The organism is Pseudomonas sp. B21-047, assembly GCF_024748775.1.
Classification (GTDB): Bacteria; Pseudomonadota; Gammaproteobacteria; order Pseudomonadales; family Pseudomonadaceae; genus Aquipseudomonas; species Aquipseudomonas capeferrum.
Map to the genome: position 1 here is coordinate 2,847,297 of NZ_CP087169.1, position 14,941 is coordinate 2,862,237.

Consider the following 14,941-nt stretch of genomic DNA (forward strand, 5'->3'; position numbering starts at 1 on the left):
GCCAAACGCCCACGGTCGGATCTGATTGTCGGGTAGTCAGACGGTTGCTCTCATCCGCCCGTACATGCGAGTTTCCCTGCACACGACTCAAGCCTCTGCTACGGCACCATTGGACACCCGGTTATACATCGCCAACATTGGCAAATTGCACATCCCGTGGCAACGCAGGTGGTGGATCTCAAGATTCCATTTGATCAGTCGCGCTCGAGCCCGGCGAAGCGGCAAGACAACCAGGCATGCAACTGCCTCACCGCAGGCGACAACTGCTTGCGGTGCGGGCACACCAGGCTCAGCGGCATGGTCGGCCCGGGGTGATCCTGCAACAGTACGACGAGTCGTCCCGCCAGCACGTCGTCGCTCACATCCAGCCAGGATTTGTAGGTGATACCTTCGCCGGCTACCGCCCAGCGCCTGGCGATATCAGCGTCATCGCAGAGCAGGGCGCCACGCACTTGGACGGTTTGCGCTCCCAGTTGCCATTTGTCGTAGACCCGGCCCTGCTGCATGTACAGCAAGCACTGGTGTTCGGGCAGGTCTTCGGGGGCTTGCACGGTGCCTTGCTGCGCCAGGTATTCGGGCGAGGCCACCAGCACCTTACGGTTCCAAGGCGCCAGTGGTAGGGCTATATAGTTGGCGTCGGCGTTCAGGCCGTAGCGGATCGCGACATCCACCGGATCGCGGAACAGATCGGCGATCTGGTCGGAGAGAAAGAAGCGCAGGTTCAATTGTGGATGCTCTCGGCGAAACGCCGTGAGCCAGGGCAACAGCACGTTGCGCCCCAGATCGGAGGGGGCGGCCACCTGCAACGTTCCGCTGAGCTGTGCGCTTTCCTGACGCAGGTTGTCGCGCCCGTGCCTGAGAGCTTCCAGGGCGACCAGGGCCGAGGGCAGGTACTGCTCGCCTTCGGCTGTCAGGCGCAAACTGCGCGTGGTACGTGCAAACAACCGCACATCCAGCTCACGCTCCAGGCGCTTGACTGCCTCGGCCGCCTGGCCGGGCAGCAGGTCGGCCTCGTGGGCCGCCGCGGTAAAGCTGCCCAGCGCGGCGCTGCGAACGAAGATGCTCAGGTCGTCGAGACGGATCATTATCACTCCTGCAATGAAAGTGTTCACGGGTAGGGCCCGTTTCTCCCAAGGGCCGGACACGCCAGACTGGGTTCACGAATCAAACCATATCCAGTAGCGAGTGCCTATGAAAGCGATCAGTTTCATCCACAACGGCTTGCCTATTGAGCACCCAGCGTCTCTTCAAGACATCTTCATGCCCAAACCCAGCCCTGGGCCCAGGGACCTTCTGGTCGAGGTCAAAGCCGTGTCGGTAAACCCCGTTGACACCAAGGTGCGCGCCGGCACTTTCATGCGTGAGCCAAAAATACTTGGCTGGGACGCGGCCGGTATCGTCCGTGAGGTCGGGCGGCAGGTGACCCTGTTCAAGCCAGGTGACCAGGTTTACTACGCAGGTTCCATCGCCAGGCCCGGCAGCTATAGCGAATATCACCTGGTTGACGAACGTATCGTCGGGCATCAACCACGTAGCCTGGGTGCAGCACAGGCAGCCGCGCTTCCGCTGACGGCCATCACCGCCTGGGAACTGCTGTTCGATCGCTTGGGCATCATGGAAGGCGGCGGGGAGGGCGATGCCCTGCTGATCGTTGGCGCTGCCGGCGGCGTCGGTTCGATGCTGGTGCAGTTGGCCCGGCAACTGACCCGCCTGACAGTTATCGGCACGGCCTCCCGCGCCGAGACCGGCAACTGGGTGCGCGAACTGGGCGCCCATCACGTCATCGATCACCGTGCGCCGCTGCAAGGGCAACTGCAGGCCTTGGGGATCGAGTCAGTCAGCCATGTCGCCAGCCTCACCCATACTGATCAGCACTTTGCGCAACTGGTTGAAGTGCTGCGACCACAAGGTCGCCTGGGCGTGATCGACGACCCGCAGACCCTGGACGTCATGCCGCTCAAGCGCAAGTCGCTGTCGCTGCATTGGGAGTTGATGTTCACCCGCTCGCTTTACGAAACCGACGACATGGTGCGCCAGCACGAACTGCTCGAGCGCGTCGCCGGGCTGATCGACCAAGGCATCCTGCGCACCACCCTGGGCGAGCATTTCGGCGCCATCAATGCCGCCAACATGCGCCGTGCCCATGCGCTGATCGAGAGTGGCAAGGCGTGCGGCAAGATCGTTTTGGAAGGCTTTTGAGGCCTATTTGACAGACAACGGCGGACCGGCCGATCCGTTCCGCCAGGAGCAAGCATGCTTAAACAAACCGTGTTTCTCTGCGCAGCATTGACGGCAGGTATGTCCTCTGCGCAGGTTATCGATGCCGACGCGCTTTCTCCGCATGCGCCTGCAGAGCGGGCATTCGGTACGCTCGAACAGGTCCATGCATTCTATGACGCCATGCCGACAGGCGTTACCGTCACCGAGACCGGGCGCATCTTCGTCAACTATCCGCGATGGGGCGACAAGGTGCCTTTCACCGTCGGCGAGCTTCGGGACGGCGAGATCCGGCCATTTCCGGACCTGTCGGTGAATCAAGAGGACCCGAAGGACCCCGGAAAGGGGCTGATAAGCGTGCAGAGCGTGGTGGCCGACGGCCGGGGCCGCGTCTGGCTGCTGGACACTGCGGCACCGGGGTTCAAGTCGCCGCGCCCAGGAGGCGCGAAGCTGATCGCCGTCGATCTGGCAAACAACCGGATCGTCAAGCGGTTGGTGTTCCCGGAAAACGTGATGCTGCCAAGTACCTACGTCAATGACATGCGCTTCGACTTTCGCCACGGTGCCGAAGGAACGGTCTATGTGACTGACTCTTCGCTCCGCGGTCCTGGTGCCATTATCGTGATGGACATCGCCAGCGGACGCGCCACGCGGCGCCTCAGTGGCGCCACCTCGACCTCCGTGGCACCGGACTTCATCCCAGTGGTCGAGGGAACGCCAGTGATGGCTGGCCAGCCAGATGGCACCTCGAAACCGTTGTCGGTGGCGTCCGATGGCATCGCCTTGTCGGCCGATGGCCAGACGCTCTACTTCACACCGCTGTCGAGCCGGCACTTGTATGCCATTTCCACCGCCTTGTTGCGCGATCCTGCCATCAGCGAGATACAACTCGCCGCAGCCGTGAAGGACCTCGGTGAAAAGGGCGCCTCCGACGGAATGGAGGCCGACGCCGAGGGCGCTGTCTATGCCGGCGATTACGAGCATAACGCCATCCGCAAGCGCTGGCCGGACGGGCGCTGGCAGACTTTGGTACATGATCCGCGACTGCTCTGGCCCGACACCCTGTCGATCGGGCCGGACGGCTACCTGTATTTCATTGCCAACCAACTTCACCGGCAGGCGTTATTCCAGGGTGGGCGGGACCTGCGGCAGAAACCCTATGCCTTGATGCGTCTGAAGATTGATGCGGCGCCGGCACCGACCCATTGAGCACTTGCAGGAGTACGATATGAACCGACAGGATCAACCCCTATTTTCCCTTGCCATCCTCAAGGCCAGGCAAGGCCAGGCACCGGCACTGAAAGCGGCCTTGCTGGCCTTGATTGAGCCAACCCGAGCGGAGCCCGGCAACCGCGACTACATGCTGTTCGAACGCAGCGACGAGCCCGGGACGTTCTACATGCGCGAAGCGTTCGACCACCAGCAGGCCCTGGACACGCACTTGGCCACCGCACACTTCCAGCGTTTTGCCGAGCAGGCCGACCAGCTGTTGGCGGAGCCCTTGCAATTGATCTTCCTTGACCCGGTTTCGTCTGCCGTTGCGCCCCATCCCTGAGGGGGACAGGCAATGCGACCGGTCAAGCGCAGACAATTCATCCAGGCCCGTGCCTCCAAGCTAGTTGAGGTGTGGGGCGCAAAGGCAGAGCTGCTGTTGTTAGCAAGGCAAGGCTGCCTGTAGCTCTTGATGCGTTACGGCACAGAGGTGCTCTTGAGTACGGCTGACGGTGTCCTGAATGACGTCGGCCTCGACTGATCCCATACAGAGTCGTTCATGAGGTGTAGCGGCTTTTGCGGTGCGCGGACTGGCTACTAATCTCGCTGCGCTGTCCATGAATGCCTGCGGAGGATATGGCTGGCAAGGCATCCAAGATGGCGAGGGGGCGTTTCCGCATAATTTCGTGAACGCATCACATTTCTAATGATTACCGACGCTGGTGATATTGGTAAAGCGCACCTCCAGACACACAATTTAACATAATATGCATTATGCGCACCTTCGTATGGAGCTGCCGGGGCGTGTGTTGGCCAGATTGGAAGCCAGATCGCAGTACAATTTTCGCGGACGCGAAAAAATCCGACCTGTTCGGCCGGCACCAGGTATTGCTAGTAGCAACACCCGCCGTACCTGTTAACGGCTATGTCATGTCCCGTTTAGCCTAAGCGGCTTTCTCGACCAGATGCTAATCATACTGGTACTCCAGCTCGTGCTCCCGATCAAGGTCGCTGTCGGTGATGCTGTCAACGACCTCAAACGGAGTCTCTTCATCGAAAGACCAACTGTCGAAACGACGAATGATGTTGAACCTGGCCCAGCTTTCCTAGAGCCTGAATCGTAATTAGCGCTGGTGATTTTCAAGGAGGTCACTCGAAAGTCGGACGCATTCATGTCGGCCCAGGCTTCTGAGGTAGCGTCCTCCAACAAATTGTCAAGCTGAGACGGCAGATCATCTTCCCGAATGGCGTCCTTGAGGTCGTTGACGCCAAAGGCGGCACGACCAAGCCGAGGATCGTCAGGATTACGCGTGGCTACAGTGGTAAGGTCATGAAAATTTTAGAATTTCGCTCTCTGAGCGAATAGCTCTTGAGCCGAGGACAGCGAAATTCCTTCCGATTTGGAAAGAGCTTTGGCCTGCTGCTTGATAAGACTGAAGATAGCGTAGGACATGGCACTTCTCCTTCTGACGACGCGCGCTCAAGGGGAAAACTGCTTGCGCATCTACCCGGTGCATCCAAGGAAAAATGCGATAAATAAAGGGTGTGGGTTGGAGCAATGCGTAGGCCCAGTGACGCGACCTCGGCATGGACTACCCTGCCCCTTTATATGCCTGCAATGAATAACTATGCTAAATATTCATTTAGTTTAGTTATATATGGCTGCGGCAAATGATCCCGACGCTGCCCCTCAAACACAGCTATAGCCACCCCTTCGCTCTCCGAGAGCAAATCACGCAAAGGCGGCACCTAGCGGGCCTTACCCTCCACTTCCGCCATCAGAACAACATCGCGGGCGGGCCCAGGCGCATCGTTCAGGCTACCACTGGCTGGTGAGCGTTACCGGTACGCGCAGCGGCGCAATGGGGCCGTCACGTTGCCCGCACATCTCATCATGCACCACCTGCTGTACCAGCATGCAGGGCACGGGTGGCAGGTCGGCCAACAGCTGCCGCAGCTCGGTAGTGGAGCGCACGCGAACGGGCTGCCCATGGGCATCGCTCAATGTCACGGGGCCGGCGTCGGTCAAGGCGCGCAGGAGGTAGAAACCACCCTCCAGCGACAGCAGTTCAAGTTCCTTTGCTTCGCCGGTCGAGACCAGCTGGGTAAGCGCGATCAGGTTCATGGTGTGCCCTCTGGCAGGCGGCGGAAGAACAGGGTGATCTGGGCGATCTCAACGCCCAGCTTGCTCATGCTTGAACGGTTGATTAGGCTGTCGTCATCCATGAGGTACATCCAGTCGTCCAGGTCTACCTGCCAGTGCCGCCCGTCAACTGGCAGGTCCAGCTGGTAACGCCTAGGAAACCAGCAACAGCACTTTGTACATGTTCCTCAGTCGTTGCCAGCCAGCCCAAGCAGGCGCTGGCGCAGTTGTGTATCCCGGGCTCCGGGGTCGAGCCAGATGGCAAAGAACGCCCTGGCAAAGACCGGGTCGGCGATATCGCGGCTGAATTTACCGTCGACGTAAAAGCGGCACCCCTGCCCCGGCAGGTACAAGCCAGTAATGCGCATGCCGGGGCGCACATCCACGAATGCCTCTTCAATCCCATGGGTCCACGCCGTGCGTTGTTGCGGCGTTATGCTGCCACCGTTGAGGCGGCGCATTTCCTCAAGGCTGGCCTGTACCAAGGTGTCCCTGGACAACGAACGGTGGTAGAGGAGCTCAAGGGCGAAAGGCTGGCTCCAGTCATGAACTGGCCCTGCTGTCCATAATTGTGCTGTGTAAAGACGCAGGCCAAACCAGGTGAACTCACCACTCCCCAGCCGTTGCGCCCCAGGCAGCTCCGCTCGCCAGCCCGCCACCGCCGAAAAGGCCGCCAGTAGCAGACAAAGGCAAGTCCAACGAGCACGGTGCGCCATACTGACCTCAAGCACGCGTAAATACTGTACAACAATAGCATTTTGTACAGATATTGTGCTCGCAATGCATAGATTTTAATGCACAGCGCAAGACCTCGGTCACGCCACTAGCGATATGATCAGGTCCGCAATATTAAGAGGTACGAATGCCACGGTCAGCAGCGCATAGGCCTTGCGCGAGCTGGCTGCAAACACACACAGCGGGATCATGATCATGACCACGTCAAAGGCGCCCCAAAGCGCCATGGGCGAAACGCCGAACAACAGAATGTTGACGATGAACCCAAGCAGGTAATAGCCCGACAGGAACAGCAGCGCGTAGCGGCCATCCTGCTCGAAGTACACACGAAGCCCTTCACGCTCGTCCTCGCTGCGGCTAGGCAACATCAGCGCCGAGGAAACGAACAGCGCAAGAGCCAGCAGCACCAACAGCAAGAACTCCTGGAACGAGAAGGTCGCCCTGACTTGCGGCAGCGAATTGACCGCCCACCAGAAATCCATCTGGGTGGTGAAGAGCATGACCGCCCAGACCAGAGCCACCCAGTCTGGAGCAGCGGTGCGACGGATACGGAAGACGGTCAGCGCCCCCAGAAGCAGGCGCGTGACAGAAAGGCCCAAGACCATAGACAGGACGGTAGCAACGATAGGGAAATTGCTCATGGTGCCTCCTGCTGACCAAGACTCTGGACAGCGTAGGCGGCGAACAGCAAACTTTGCACAAATGAGTACGGATTATGGGGCTTGTCGCAGGATTTTAGTGCCGGTGAAACCGAGCGCCGCGCGGGCGGCGCTGGGGCTACGCGCCAAAGCAACCTTCAAGGCTGGCTGTTCCCCACCAAAAACTGCAGCGTCACTTACCCAAGGAGCCTGTCTTGTCAGAACGCACTCACTGCGGCGTGAAGCCCAGCGACTCTGCCTGGTCGGTGTTTCTGGTGTTCTTGCGCCTGGGGCTGACGTCTTTCGGTGGCCCCATTGCGCACTTGGGTTACTTTCGTGAAGCATTTGTAGCGCGCCGCCAATGGCTCAGTGAACGCAGTTATGCCGAGCTGGTCGCCCTGTGCCAACTGCTTCCCGGCCCCGCCAGCAGCCAGGTGGGCATCGCGCTGGGCCTTTCACGGGCGGGGTACCCGGGCGCTGTCGCTGCGTGGGCTGGGTTCACATTGCCATCGGCCCTCCTGCTGACGCTGTGTGCTCAGGGCCTGGGGGCATGGGGAGGTGGCGCCCCAAGTGGCCTGTTGCACGGCCTGAAAATCGTCGCAGTCGCCGTGGTGGCCCAGGCCGTATGGGGCATGGCACGTAGCCTCTGCACCGATTTCGCGCGGGTAGCCATCGCCCTGTTCGCTGCCTGTACCGCGCTGCTGTGGCCCAACGCAGTCGGGCAGATAGCCGTGATCACAGGCTCGGCCATCACAGGCTTGATCCTGCTCAAGCCTCCGGGCTCCCCGGCAGGGGAAGAGCTGCCGTTTTCACTCAGCCGAAAGGCCGGGCTGGCTGCGCTGGTAATGTTCTTTGCCTTGTTGGTGGGCTTGCCGCTATTGACCCGCATCTGGCCCTCGCAAGCACTGGCAATGATCAACGCCTTTTATAGCGCAGGCTCGCTGGTATTCGGCGGTGGGCATGTCGTTCTACCGTTGCTGGAATCGGCCACAGTGGCCAATGGCTGGGTCGCGAATGACACCTTTCTCGCAGGTTATGGCCTGACGCAGGCCATACCGGGCCCACTGTTCACGTTTGCAGCCTTCCTGGGTGCATCCATGAGCGTGCAGCCGTCCGGCTGGGTGGGCGCGACCGTTGGCATTCTCGCCATTTTTACCCCCTCCTTCCTATTGGTGGTCGGTGTAGTTCCCTTCTGGGTAACACTGCGGCGCAGCGCCCGCAGCCAGTCAGCGCTTGCCGGTGTAAACGCCGGCGTGGTCGGGCTTCTGCTGGCAGCCTTGTACCAACCGGTGTGGACGAGCGCCATAGCCAAGCCAGCAGACTTGGCATGGGCGCTGATCGCCTTGATGGCCCTGATGTTCTGGAAGTGGCCTGCGTGGTTGGTTGTCCTGGGCTGCGGCGTATTCGGTTGGCTGCTGAGCAGCACCTTTTAGGCTCTGTACGAAAAGTTTTGTGGGAGCGGCGGTGCGGCGATCCGACTTGTCCCGCGATGGAGTGCGAAGCGCTCCTGTACCCGACATCAAATGGTGTCAAAGAAGCCGCGAACTCAGGCTTTGCTGCCGCGTTGCGGCAGATCGCGGGGCAAGTCGGATCGCCGCACCGCCGCTCCCACAACGATGAATGACCCTACTTTTCGTACAGAACCTAAGGGCCTTAAAGACAGTATCGGGCCGCTCACTGCAAGGGAAGCGACACGATGGCAGCCAGCCCACCAATGGCCCTGTTTTCCAGGCGCACCTGCCCCCCCAGCCGCTCGACGATAGTGGCCACGATGGATAACCCCAGCCCTGCGCCATTGGGGCTATTGCGGCTATAGAAGCGCTCGAATACCCGCACAAGATTCGCCTCGTCTAGACCTGGCCCTTCATCTTCGACAACCAGTTCGAAGCGATTGGCCAGGCGCCTGAGTGATACCGTGATACGCCCGCCAGGCGGTGAATGCTCTACCGCATTGGAAACCAGGTTCTGCAAGGCGATGCCCAGCGCTCCGGAGTCGATCATCAGGGCATGGTCACCTTCGCTGAGATCCAGCGAGGGCTCCAGGCCGCGATCCAGTATCCAGGGTGTGAGATCCGCCAGCACATCGGTGACCACTTCGCCCAAGTCGACACGGGTGGCGCGCTGACCGAGGCGCGGCTCGACGCGGGCAAGGGTCAGCAACTGGTTGACCACCCGGGTCAGCCGGTCGACACCGCCAATTAAAAAGCCCAGGGCTTTCTGCCGCTCGGCATCGGTACTGGCGGCCTGTGCGTTTTGCGCATGCAGGCGCAGGATCGCCAGGGGCGTGCGCATCTCATGGGCGGCGTCGGCAATGAACCGATGCTCGCGCCGCAGCAGGTCATCGATCTGCGCAAGCAGGCGATTGATAGCCGCCTGCATGGGCTCAAGCTCGGTCGGCAACGGCACCAGTTGCAGGGGTTCGAGGGAGTCGGCATGGCGCGCACGAATCACATCGGCCATGTTCTGCAACGGGCGCAACCCCCAGCCGATGGCCGCCCAGACCAACAGCGCCAAGCCCAGGCTGCCGAGCAGGAACGGGAACAGGGTATGGCGTACGATGCGGTCGATCAGGTCGTAACGCACGTCGTCGCGCTCACCCACCCAGATCACCCACTGTTTTTCGGGTACCGGTAATACAAAGCCGCGCCATTGTTCGCCACCGCTGGCAAAATCGTAGAAGCCCGCCGCCGTAGGCGGTGCGTCGAGGGTCGGTGCACTGGGGGTGTGCACCAGCAACCGTGCTCCCTCCCCCCACACCTGGAACGCCAGCTTGCTCTCATAGGGGTGGCCCACACGGTGGCGCCCGGCCTTGCCCAGCGCCTCGTCGAATGCCTGATACAGCTTTTCGCGGTTGCCATCCTGCACCGGCAGGCTCATCACTCCCTGCAACAGCCGGGCATTCTGAGCCATGTGAGCATCGTAGACTTCGTTGATCTCGCGTCGGCTGTCGTGATAGTTGTACAACGCCAACAAGCCGGTGCCGAGCAGCATCAGCACCATCACCCGCCACAGCGTGCGCTGGCGCAGCGAGCTCATACCTTGCCCTCGACCAGATAACCGATACCGCGCACCGTGCGGATCAGGCCGTTGAACAGTTTCTTGCGCAGGTGATAGATGTTCACTTCCAGCGTGTTGCTCTCAGGCTCCTCGTCCCAGCCATACAGCAGCTGGGTCAGCCGCTCACGCGTGAACACCTTGCCCGGTTGCGCCAGCAACTCGTGCAGCAGGCGATACTCCTTGGGCGTCAGTATCACGGGCACACCGTTGTAGTGCACCTGCTGAGTGGCAGGGTCCAGGCTTACGCCTGCGTGCTCGATGAGCACCTTGGCCCGGCCGGCGCTGCGCCTGAGCAAGGCGCGCAGGCGAGCCTTGAGCTCGTTGAGGTCGAAAGGCTTGACCAGGTAGTCGTCGGCACCGGCATCCAGGCCAGAGATACGGTCCTCGGTCGCATCGCGGGCAGTGAGGATCAGCACCGGCAGGCTGTTGCCCCCTGCCCTCACCCGTCGCAGCAGATCGATGCCGCCCAACCGCGGCAGCCCGAGGTCGAGGATCACCAGGTCGAACACTTCGTGTTGCAGGGCATGCAGCCCGCTCAGGCCATCGCGCAACCAGTCGAGGGTGTAGCCCTCCTGGCGCAACCCGTCGCAGATCCCCTCGCCCAGGGCGGTATCATCCTCAACCAGCAGCAGCCGCATGTTCAGTCCTGTTTGTCCTTGATGGCCTTGAGTAAAGCATCGATATCGCCACGCCGGCCCTGGTCGGCCAGCTCGCGGCCTGGCCGTGGCGGCGCCTGGCGTGCTTTTTCCAGGGCGGCGGTGGCTTCAGCGTAGCGTTTTTGCCGGAACAGATGATCGGCCCAGAAGTAATTGCTGTCGATACCGTTGGGGTTCACTTGCAGCGCCTTGCGCAATAAAGTGTCTGCCTTGTCGCTGTCACCGAACCCGATGGGCCAGCCCGGCACCTGGTCGTACAAAGTGCCCAGGCTGGTATAAGCCGAGCCCTGCAGGGCATTAGGGTCGAGTTTCATCGCCTCTTCGAGGCTGGCCTTGGCCGACTTGACCTTGCCCAGCGCCCCCAGGCCGCCGATGGCACCCGCCCAACTGCTGTTGATGATGCCCTCCCAGATCAAGGGTTCGGCCGAGCCCGGATGCTGATGGACCAGCGTAGAAGCGTCGGCTGCGAGTTTCTCGAACGCATCGGCGCGTTTGTCTTTGGGCGTTTGGTACTGGATCTGCGCCCAGCGCTGCTGCAAGTTAGCCAATTGTTGGCTGCCGGCCTGGTTCAGCGCCCAGGTGAGCGGTGCGAATGCCAGCAAGCCAGCGATGAACAGACGTTTCATTTGATCGACTCCTTGGAATGGCTAGCGAGGTAACGACGGATCACCGGCAGTTGCTTGCGCAATGCACGGTCGACCACGCCGGGCAACATGCCGTTGATGCGTACGAAGAGCTTTTCCGGCCAGCCCAGGTAAAGCTCCCTGCGCTCTGACTGCACGGCCTTGAGCACAGCGCGGGCCACATCTGCCGGGTCGTCCATGCCGACTTTCAGGGCCTTGTTGAGCGCCGTGGCAGCGGTGCTGTTCATCGCGGTGCGTGTTGCCCGGGGGGCGGCGTACATGACATTCACCGAGGTATCGGCCAGCTCGCGGCGCAGCGCCTCCGAGAAGCCGCGCAGGGCAAACTTGCTGGCGCAGTAGGTGGCATAGCCGGGGTAGCCGATCGAGCCGTAGGTGGAACCGACGTTGACCACCAGTGCCCTGGGTTGTGCGCGTAGCAGCGGCAGGCACACACGCGTCAGTTGCAGGGCGGCTTTGAGGTTGATGTCCAGCAACTCGTCCAGCGCCTGCTCGTCGATCTGATCGAACAGGGCAAAACGGTTCACGCCCGCGGCATTGATCAGGACGTTGACCCCGCCCATCTCCTGGGCACGGGCAAGCACCTGCTCGCGCCCCTCATGGCTGCGCAGATCGGCCGACTGCCAGAGCAGCCTGTCGTGATAACGGTTCATCAACCCGGCGAGTTTGCCCATCTGCCGGCTCACCGCCAGTACCCGGGCACCGGCTGCGCACAACTGCTCGGCCAGTTCCAGGCCGATGCCTCCGCTGGCGCCGGTGAGTATCACTACACACTCAGGCAAGCGCATGACGCACCTCTTGCAGGCCCGCACGCGGCAGCCCCTGGAACATATCGGTATACAGCCGGTAAACCACTTTGGCCGCTTGGATCACAGCCCGCTGGTCGTCAGCATCATCAAGGCGGTCCATTAACTGCCGGTAGGTGACCATGTGATCCTGGTCCAGCGCGCCATGGGAGCTGAGGTAGCTGAAGGCCCTGTCGGGCAACGCCAGCGTGCTCTGGATCGTGCCGGCGGCCTGGGTGGCCAGGGCAATGCTGGTGCCTTCGAGCACATTTACCATGCCAAACAGCCCGACCGGGTTGCCGCGGGCGATGATGTCGTAAAGGTAGGCGACCATCAGCTCGATCGGCAGTGCCGGGCGACCGTCGCGTACCGCTTCCCAGTCGCCACCGCAGGCATTGATGTCATTGAGGATCCACTGCTCGTGGCCGTACTCTTCCTCGATGTATTCGCAGACGGCGCCGCGCAGCCATTCCAGGCGCGAAGGCAGGCGCGCCCCGCACGCCATCATCAGCGGCACGGTATGGCGTACATGGTGGTATGCCTGGGTCAGGAAGGCCACATAGCTGTCGAGGCTGACGAGCCCGGCCAACGCATCGCGTATGATCGGCACGGCGAACAGGGCCTGACGCTCCTGGCTGGTTTGCATTTGCAGGGTATCGAAAAAGGACATGGCAGACCTCACAACGGGATATCGGATAACAGGGAGTGGTAACGCCGCAGGATGGCCTCGCGGCGCGGGCGGCCATTGGCGGTCAGGGTGTCTTCGGTACTGGACAAGGGGCACGGCAGGCGACGCCAGGCATGGACCCTGGCGTAGTCCGGCAGCACGGCATTGCAATGCTGCACAGCCTGGTCGATGAGGGTGTCGGGGGTAGCGGGGTCCAGCGGCCAGAGCAATGCGAGGTTCTTTGGCAGGGCCTCGCCATGCACGAACGCCTGGGCGATCACGCCGCTCTGGGTCAGTTCGGCCTCCACCCACTCCGGGTTGACGTTGCGCCCGAAGCTGGTGATGAACTGGTGTTTCTTGCGGCCATCGAGGTACAGGTAGCCCTCCTCGTCGAAATGGCCGAGGTCGCCGGTGGCCCACCAGCTATCGCAAACAGGTGGTTCCGCCAGATAGCCGAGCAACACCGAGCCCGCCACCAGCACCTCCCCGTCCTCGGCGATACGCACCTGCACATGGGGCAGCGGTTTGCCGACACTGCCTCGGCGGGCTGCGCCCGGCTGGTTCAAGGCCACCACCGAAGCGCACTCGGACAGGCCATAGCCCTCGAACACCGGCAGGCCGATCGCTTCGGCGCGGGCCAGCAAGCTGGGCGCCACCCGGGCACCGCCGACCGCAACGAACCGTAGCGCCCCCACCTGCATCAGCCCGCGCTCGATGGCAGTGATCAGCCCCATCAACAGCTGTGGCACCACAATCAGGCTCTGCGCGCCGCTCAGGGCGATAGCCCCCAGCAAGCGCTTGAAATCGACCTGGCTTGCACCGCCCATGCCCAGTTGCGCCTGGGGGTACAGCAGCAGACTCGCCCCGGCCATCAATGCGGCGTAGACCCCAAGGTTTTCCAGCAGCACACCAAGCGGCAGCACCGCCAGGTAACGCTGAGGTTCACAGGGCCGGCTGGCCACCTCCAGTTCCCGGGCGACACGCAACAGGGCTTCGACAGACAGGCACACGCCTTTGGGCTTGCCCGTACTGCCGGAGGTGTAGGTGATCTTGGCGGTGCCGGCAGGCAGCGCTGCAGCGGGCTCTGCCTCGCGAACCCAGAACACGTCCTGCTGAGCGAACCCCAGCTCGGCGAGCGTACCGTGCCATTGCGGGTCGCACAGCACATGGCTGGCACCACTCTGCTCAATGCAATGGCTGAACTGGGCAACACTGAAGAACGACGGGACGATTACACAGGGACGCTCGGCAAACAGCGCCGCCAAATCCCAGAACAGCAACTGCGGGCTGTTATCCAGCGCCAGTACCAGAGGGCCTGGCGAACACGTACGCAATCTGTGGGTGCGTAACCCCACCTCTGCCAGCAACTGCCTGTAGGTGAAGCGCTCGGTCGCCCCTTGCACGGCAATGGCGTCAGCGTGATCGCGGGCAAACGTGACCAGCAGTTGATGAAAGCGCTCCAGTTCATGCGGCATGGCCAGCCTCCTGAAAGGCCGTAGGTAATCCCAGGCGCTGGAACACTCCAGCCTTGCTCAAGGCATCGAAGCCATGACCGATGCTGCCGGCAAAGACTTGCGGATGCTGAGCGTAGTAGTTACCCCATTGGTCCACCTGCCCATTCAGCCGAGCCGGGTCGGCCGACGCCAGTACCGATGGCACCAATCCCAGGCGCCGGAAACTGTTGATCAGCGTCGTCGCGCCGGTGAACGCCACCCACTTCAGGCCCCGTGTGGCCAGCAACCAGGTCACCGCTATGATCATGATTCGCGCGCTACCGGCACTGAGCGAGGCCAGGTTGCCGACTTCGACCATGCACTCACGCTCAAGGGGGCAGCCTGCTACGCGTGAAACTGCAGCTTCCAGCGGCTCATCCAGGTAGTGCTCGAGAAACAGCGGCCCGCTGCTGGCCGGGCGCAAGCCTGCGGCAGCAACCAGCCGACCATGGCTGTCGTGCAGCGCCAGCAGTTCTGGGAGGTAATGGTGCACATCAGCGTGGTGCACGCTGGCAAAACACTGATGAATGAAGTGTTCCAGCTCATCGCGGCCAGGGTCCTTGTGCAGATGAAGCGACAAGTGGGCGTGATTGTCGACGTGGCTGCCGATAGGCAATGGGAGCAGGCTGCTCCACTGAGACTGGGTCATGAAACTCCCCCCGTTTGGGCTTGATGGGGTGAGTATCAGTGGTCAATC

The 14,941-nt window shown here is 61.7% G+C and carries 15 protein-coding genes and 1 pseudogene; 4 read left to right on the top strand and 12 right to left on the bottom strand.

What is annotated here, in order from left to right; genetic code table 11:
- Window positions 1–194: 194 nt before the first annotated feature.
- The gene (locus tag LOY26_RS12735) at window positions 195–1,085 is read right to left on the bottom strand and encodes a LysR family transcriptional regulator (RefSeq protein WP_186653151.1); all 891 of its coding nucleotides are present in this window, start codon (window positions 1,083–1,085) and stop codon (window positions 195–197) included.
- Window positions 1,086–1,191: 106 nt separating this feature from the next.
- On the opposite strand from LOY26_RS12735, the gene LOY26_RS12740 reads away from it, so the two are divergent.
- From LOY26_RS12740 to LOY26_RS12750, 3 genes are read left to right on the top strand one after another with little or no spacing between them, the layout of a single operon-like run.
- On the top strand, window positions 1,192–2,199 hold the full coding sequence (locus tag LOY26_RS12740) for a zinc-binding alcohol dehydrogenase family protein (RefSeq protein WP_186653154.1): 1,008 nt from the start codon (window positions 1,192–1,194) through the stop codon (window positions 2,197–2,199).
- Between the two features lie 54 nt (window positions 2,200–2,253).
- A complete protein-coding gene (locus LOY26_RS12745; protein WP_186653157.1) occupies window positions 2,254–3,426 on the top strand; it encodes an L-dopachrome tautomerase-related protein in 1,173 nt (390 codons plus the stop codon).
- Between the two features lie 19 nt (window positions 3,427–3,445).
- Window positions 3,446–3,772 carry a putative quinol monooxygenase gene (locus LOY26_RS12750; RefSeq protein WP_186653159.1) on the top strand — a complete coding sequence of 109 codons (327 nt, stop codon included), beginning with the start codon at window positions 3,446–3,448 and terminating at the stop codon, window positions 3,770–3,772.
- A 1,476-nt stretch (window positions 3,773–5,248) separates the two neighbouring features.
- On the opposite strand, the gene LOY26_RS12755 is transcribed toward LOY26_RS12750, so the two are convergent.
- The 4 genes and pseudogenes from LOY26_RS12755 to LOY26_RS12770 all read right to left on the bottom strand — a co-directional run bounded on the left by LOY26_RS12755 (window position 5,249) and on the right by LOY26_RS12770 (window position 6,948).
- On the bottom strand, window positions 5,249–5,554 hold the full coding sequence (locus LOY26_RS12755; protein ID WP_016486281.1) for a DUF6482 family protein: 306 nt from the start codon (window positions 5,552–5,554) through the stop codon (window positions 5,249–5,251).
- A pseudogene (locus tag LOY26_RS12760) lies at window positions 5,551–5,724 on the bottom strand (DUF3833 family protein); the annotation flags it as partial. The gene LOY26_RS12755 and the pseudogene LOY26_RS12760, both read right to left, overlap by 4 nt.
- 36 nt (window positions 5,725–5,760) lie before the next feature.
- Window positions 5,761–6,288: a chalcone isomerase family protein gene (locus LOY26_RS12765; protein WP_186653209.1), complete on the bottom strand. Its 528-nt coding sequence runs from the start codon at window positions 6,286–6,288 to the stop codon at window positions 5,761–5,763.
- A 99-nt stretch (window positions 6,289–6,387) separates the two neighbouring features.
- A complete protein-coding gene (locus LOY26_RS12770; RefSeq protein WP_033697871.1) occupies window positions 6,388–6,948 on the bottom strand; it encodes a hypothetical protein in 561 nt (186 codons plus the stop codon).
- Window positions 6,949–7,160: 212 nt separating this feature from the next.
- On the opposite strand from LOY26_RS12770, the gene chrA reads away from it, so the two are divergent.
- Window positions 7,161–8,378, top strand: a complete 1,218-nt coding sequence (gene chrA, locus LOY26_RS12775; RefSeq protein WP_258714853.1) for a chromate efflux transporter — start codon at window positions 7,161–7,163, stop codon at window positions 8,376–8,378.
- A gap of 241 nt (window positions 8,379–8,619) precedes the next feature.
- Here chrA and LOY26_RS12780 read toward each other — a convergent pair whose 3' ends face one another.
- From LOY26_RS12780 to LOY26_RS12810, 7 genes are read right to left on the bottom strand one after another with little or no spacing between them, the layout of a single operon-like run.
- Complete coding sequence (locus LOY26_RS12780) at window positions 8,620–9,981, bottom strand: ATP-binding protein (RefSeq protein WP_186653230.1); 1,362 nt, start codon at window positions 9,979–9,981, stop codon at window positions 8,620–8,622.
- Entirely contained in the window at window positions 9,978–10,640 is a 663-nt protein-coding gene (locus LOY26_RS12785) for a response regulator (protein ID WP_033697875.1), read from the bottom strand. Before LOY26_RS12785 ends, LOY26_RS12780 begins: the two co-directional genes overlap by 4 nt.
- A gap of 2 nt (window positions 10,641–10,642) precedes the next feature.
- Window positions 10,643–11,284, bottom strand: a complete 642-nt coding sequence (locus LOY26_RS12790) for a hypothetical protein (RefSeq protein WP_258714854.1) — start codon at window positions 11,282–11,284, stop codon at window positions 10,643–10,645.
- Entirely contained in the window at window positions 11,281–12,087 is an 807-nt protein-coding gene (locus LOY26_RS12795; RefSeq protein WP_186653236.1) for an SDR family oxidoreductase, read from the bottom strand. Before LOY26_RS12795 ends, LOY26_RS12790 begins: the two co-directional genes overlap by 4 nt.
- Window positions 12,074–12,754, bottom strand: coding sequence for a TenA family transcriptional regulator (locus tag LOY26_RS12800; RefSeq protein WP_258714855.1), 681 nt, complete (start codon window positions 12,752–12,754; stop codon window positions 12,074–12,076). Before LOY26_RS12800 ends, LOY26_RS12795 begins: the two co-directional genes overlap by 14 nt.
- A gap of 8 nt (window positions 12,755–12,762) precedes the next feature.
- Window positions 12,763–14,226, bottom strand: coding sequence for an AMP-binding protein (locus LOY26_RS12805; protein WP_258714856.1), 1,464 nt, complete (start codon window positions 14,224–14,226; stop codon window positions 12,763–12,765).
- Window positions 14,216–14,893 (bottom strand): thermostable hemolysin, encoded by a 678-nt coding sequence (locus LOY26_RS12810; protein ID WP_186653247.1) that lies wholly within the window; start codon window positions 14,891–14,893, stop codon window positions 14,216–14,218. The genes LOY26_RS12805 and LOY26_RS12810 overlap by 11 nt, the downstream gene beginning before the upstream one ends.
- Window positions 14,894–14,941: the final 48 nt, after the last annotated feature.

Excerpts from the sequence above, each read along its gene's own strand:
- LOY26_RS12765 (WP_186653209.1), bottom strand. The coding sequence starts at position 6,288 with ATGGCGCACCGTGCTCGTTGGACTTGCCTTTGTCTGCTACTGGCGGCC.
- LOY26_RS12795 (WP_186653236.1), bottom strand. The coding sequence starts at position 12,087 with ATGCGCTTGCCTGAGTGTGTAGTGATACTCACCGGCGCCAGCGGAGGC.
- LOY26_RS12740 (WP_186653154.1), top strand. The coding sequence starts at position 1,192 with ATGAAAGCGATCAGTTTCATCCACAACGGCTTGCCTATTGAGCACCCA.
- LOY26_RS12810 (WP_186653247.1), bottom strand. The coding sequence starts at position 14,893 with ATGACCCAGTCTCAGTGGAGCAGCCTGCTCCCATTGCCTATCGGCAGC.
- LOY26_RS12745 (WP_186653157.1), top strand. The coding sequence starts at position 2,254 with ATGCTTAAACAAACCGTGTTTCTCTGCGCAGCATTGACGGCAGGTATG.
- LOY26_RS12780 (WP_186653230.1), bottom strand. The coding sequence starts at position 9,981 with ATGAGCTCGCTGCGCCAGCGCACGCTGTGGCGGGTGATGGTGCTGATG.
- LOY26_RS12800 (WP_258714855.1), bottom strand. The coding sequence starts at position 12,754 with ATGTCCTTTTTCGATACCCTGCAAATGCAAACCAGCCAGGAGCGTCAG.
- LOY26_RS12785 (WP_033697875.1), bottom strand. The coding sequence starts at position 10,640 with ATGCGGCTGCTGCTGGTTGAGGATGATACCGCCCTGGGCGAGGGGATC.
- LOY26_RS12735 (WP_186653151.1), bottom strand. The coding sequence starts at position 1,085 with ATGATCCGTCTCGACGACCTGAGCATCTTCGTTCGCAGCGCCGCGCTG.
- LOY26_RS12770 (WP_033697871.1), bottom strand. The coding sequence starts at position 6,948 with ATGAGCAATTTCCCTATCGTTGCTACCGTCCTGTCTATGGTCTTGGGC.
- LOY26_RS12805 (WP_258714856.1), bottom strand. The coding sequence starts at position 14,226 with ATGCCGCATGAACTGGAGCGCTTTCATCAACTGCTGGTCACGTTTGCC.
- LOY26_RS12755 (WP_016486281.1), bottom strand. The coding sequence starts at position 5,554 with ATGAACCTGATCGCGCTTACCCAGCTGGTCTCGACCGGCGAAGCAAAG.
- LOY26_RS12750 (WP_186653159.1), top strand. The coding sequence starts at position 3,446 with ATGAACCGACAGGATCAACCCCTATTTTCCCTTGCCATCCTCAAGGCC.
- LOY26_RS12790 (WP_258714854.1), bottom strand. The coding sequence starts at position 11,284 with ATGAAACGTCTGTTCATCGCTGGCTTGCTGGCATTCGCACCGCTCACC.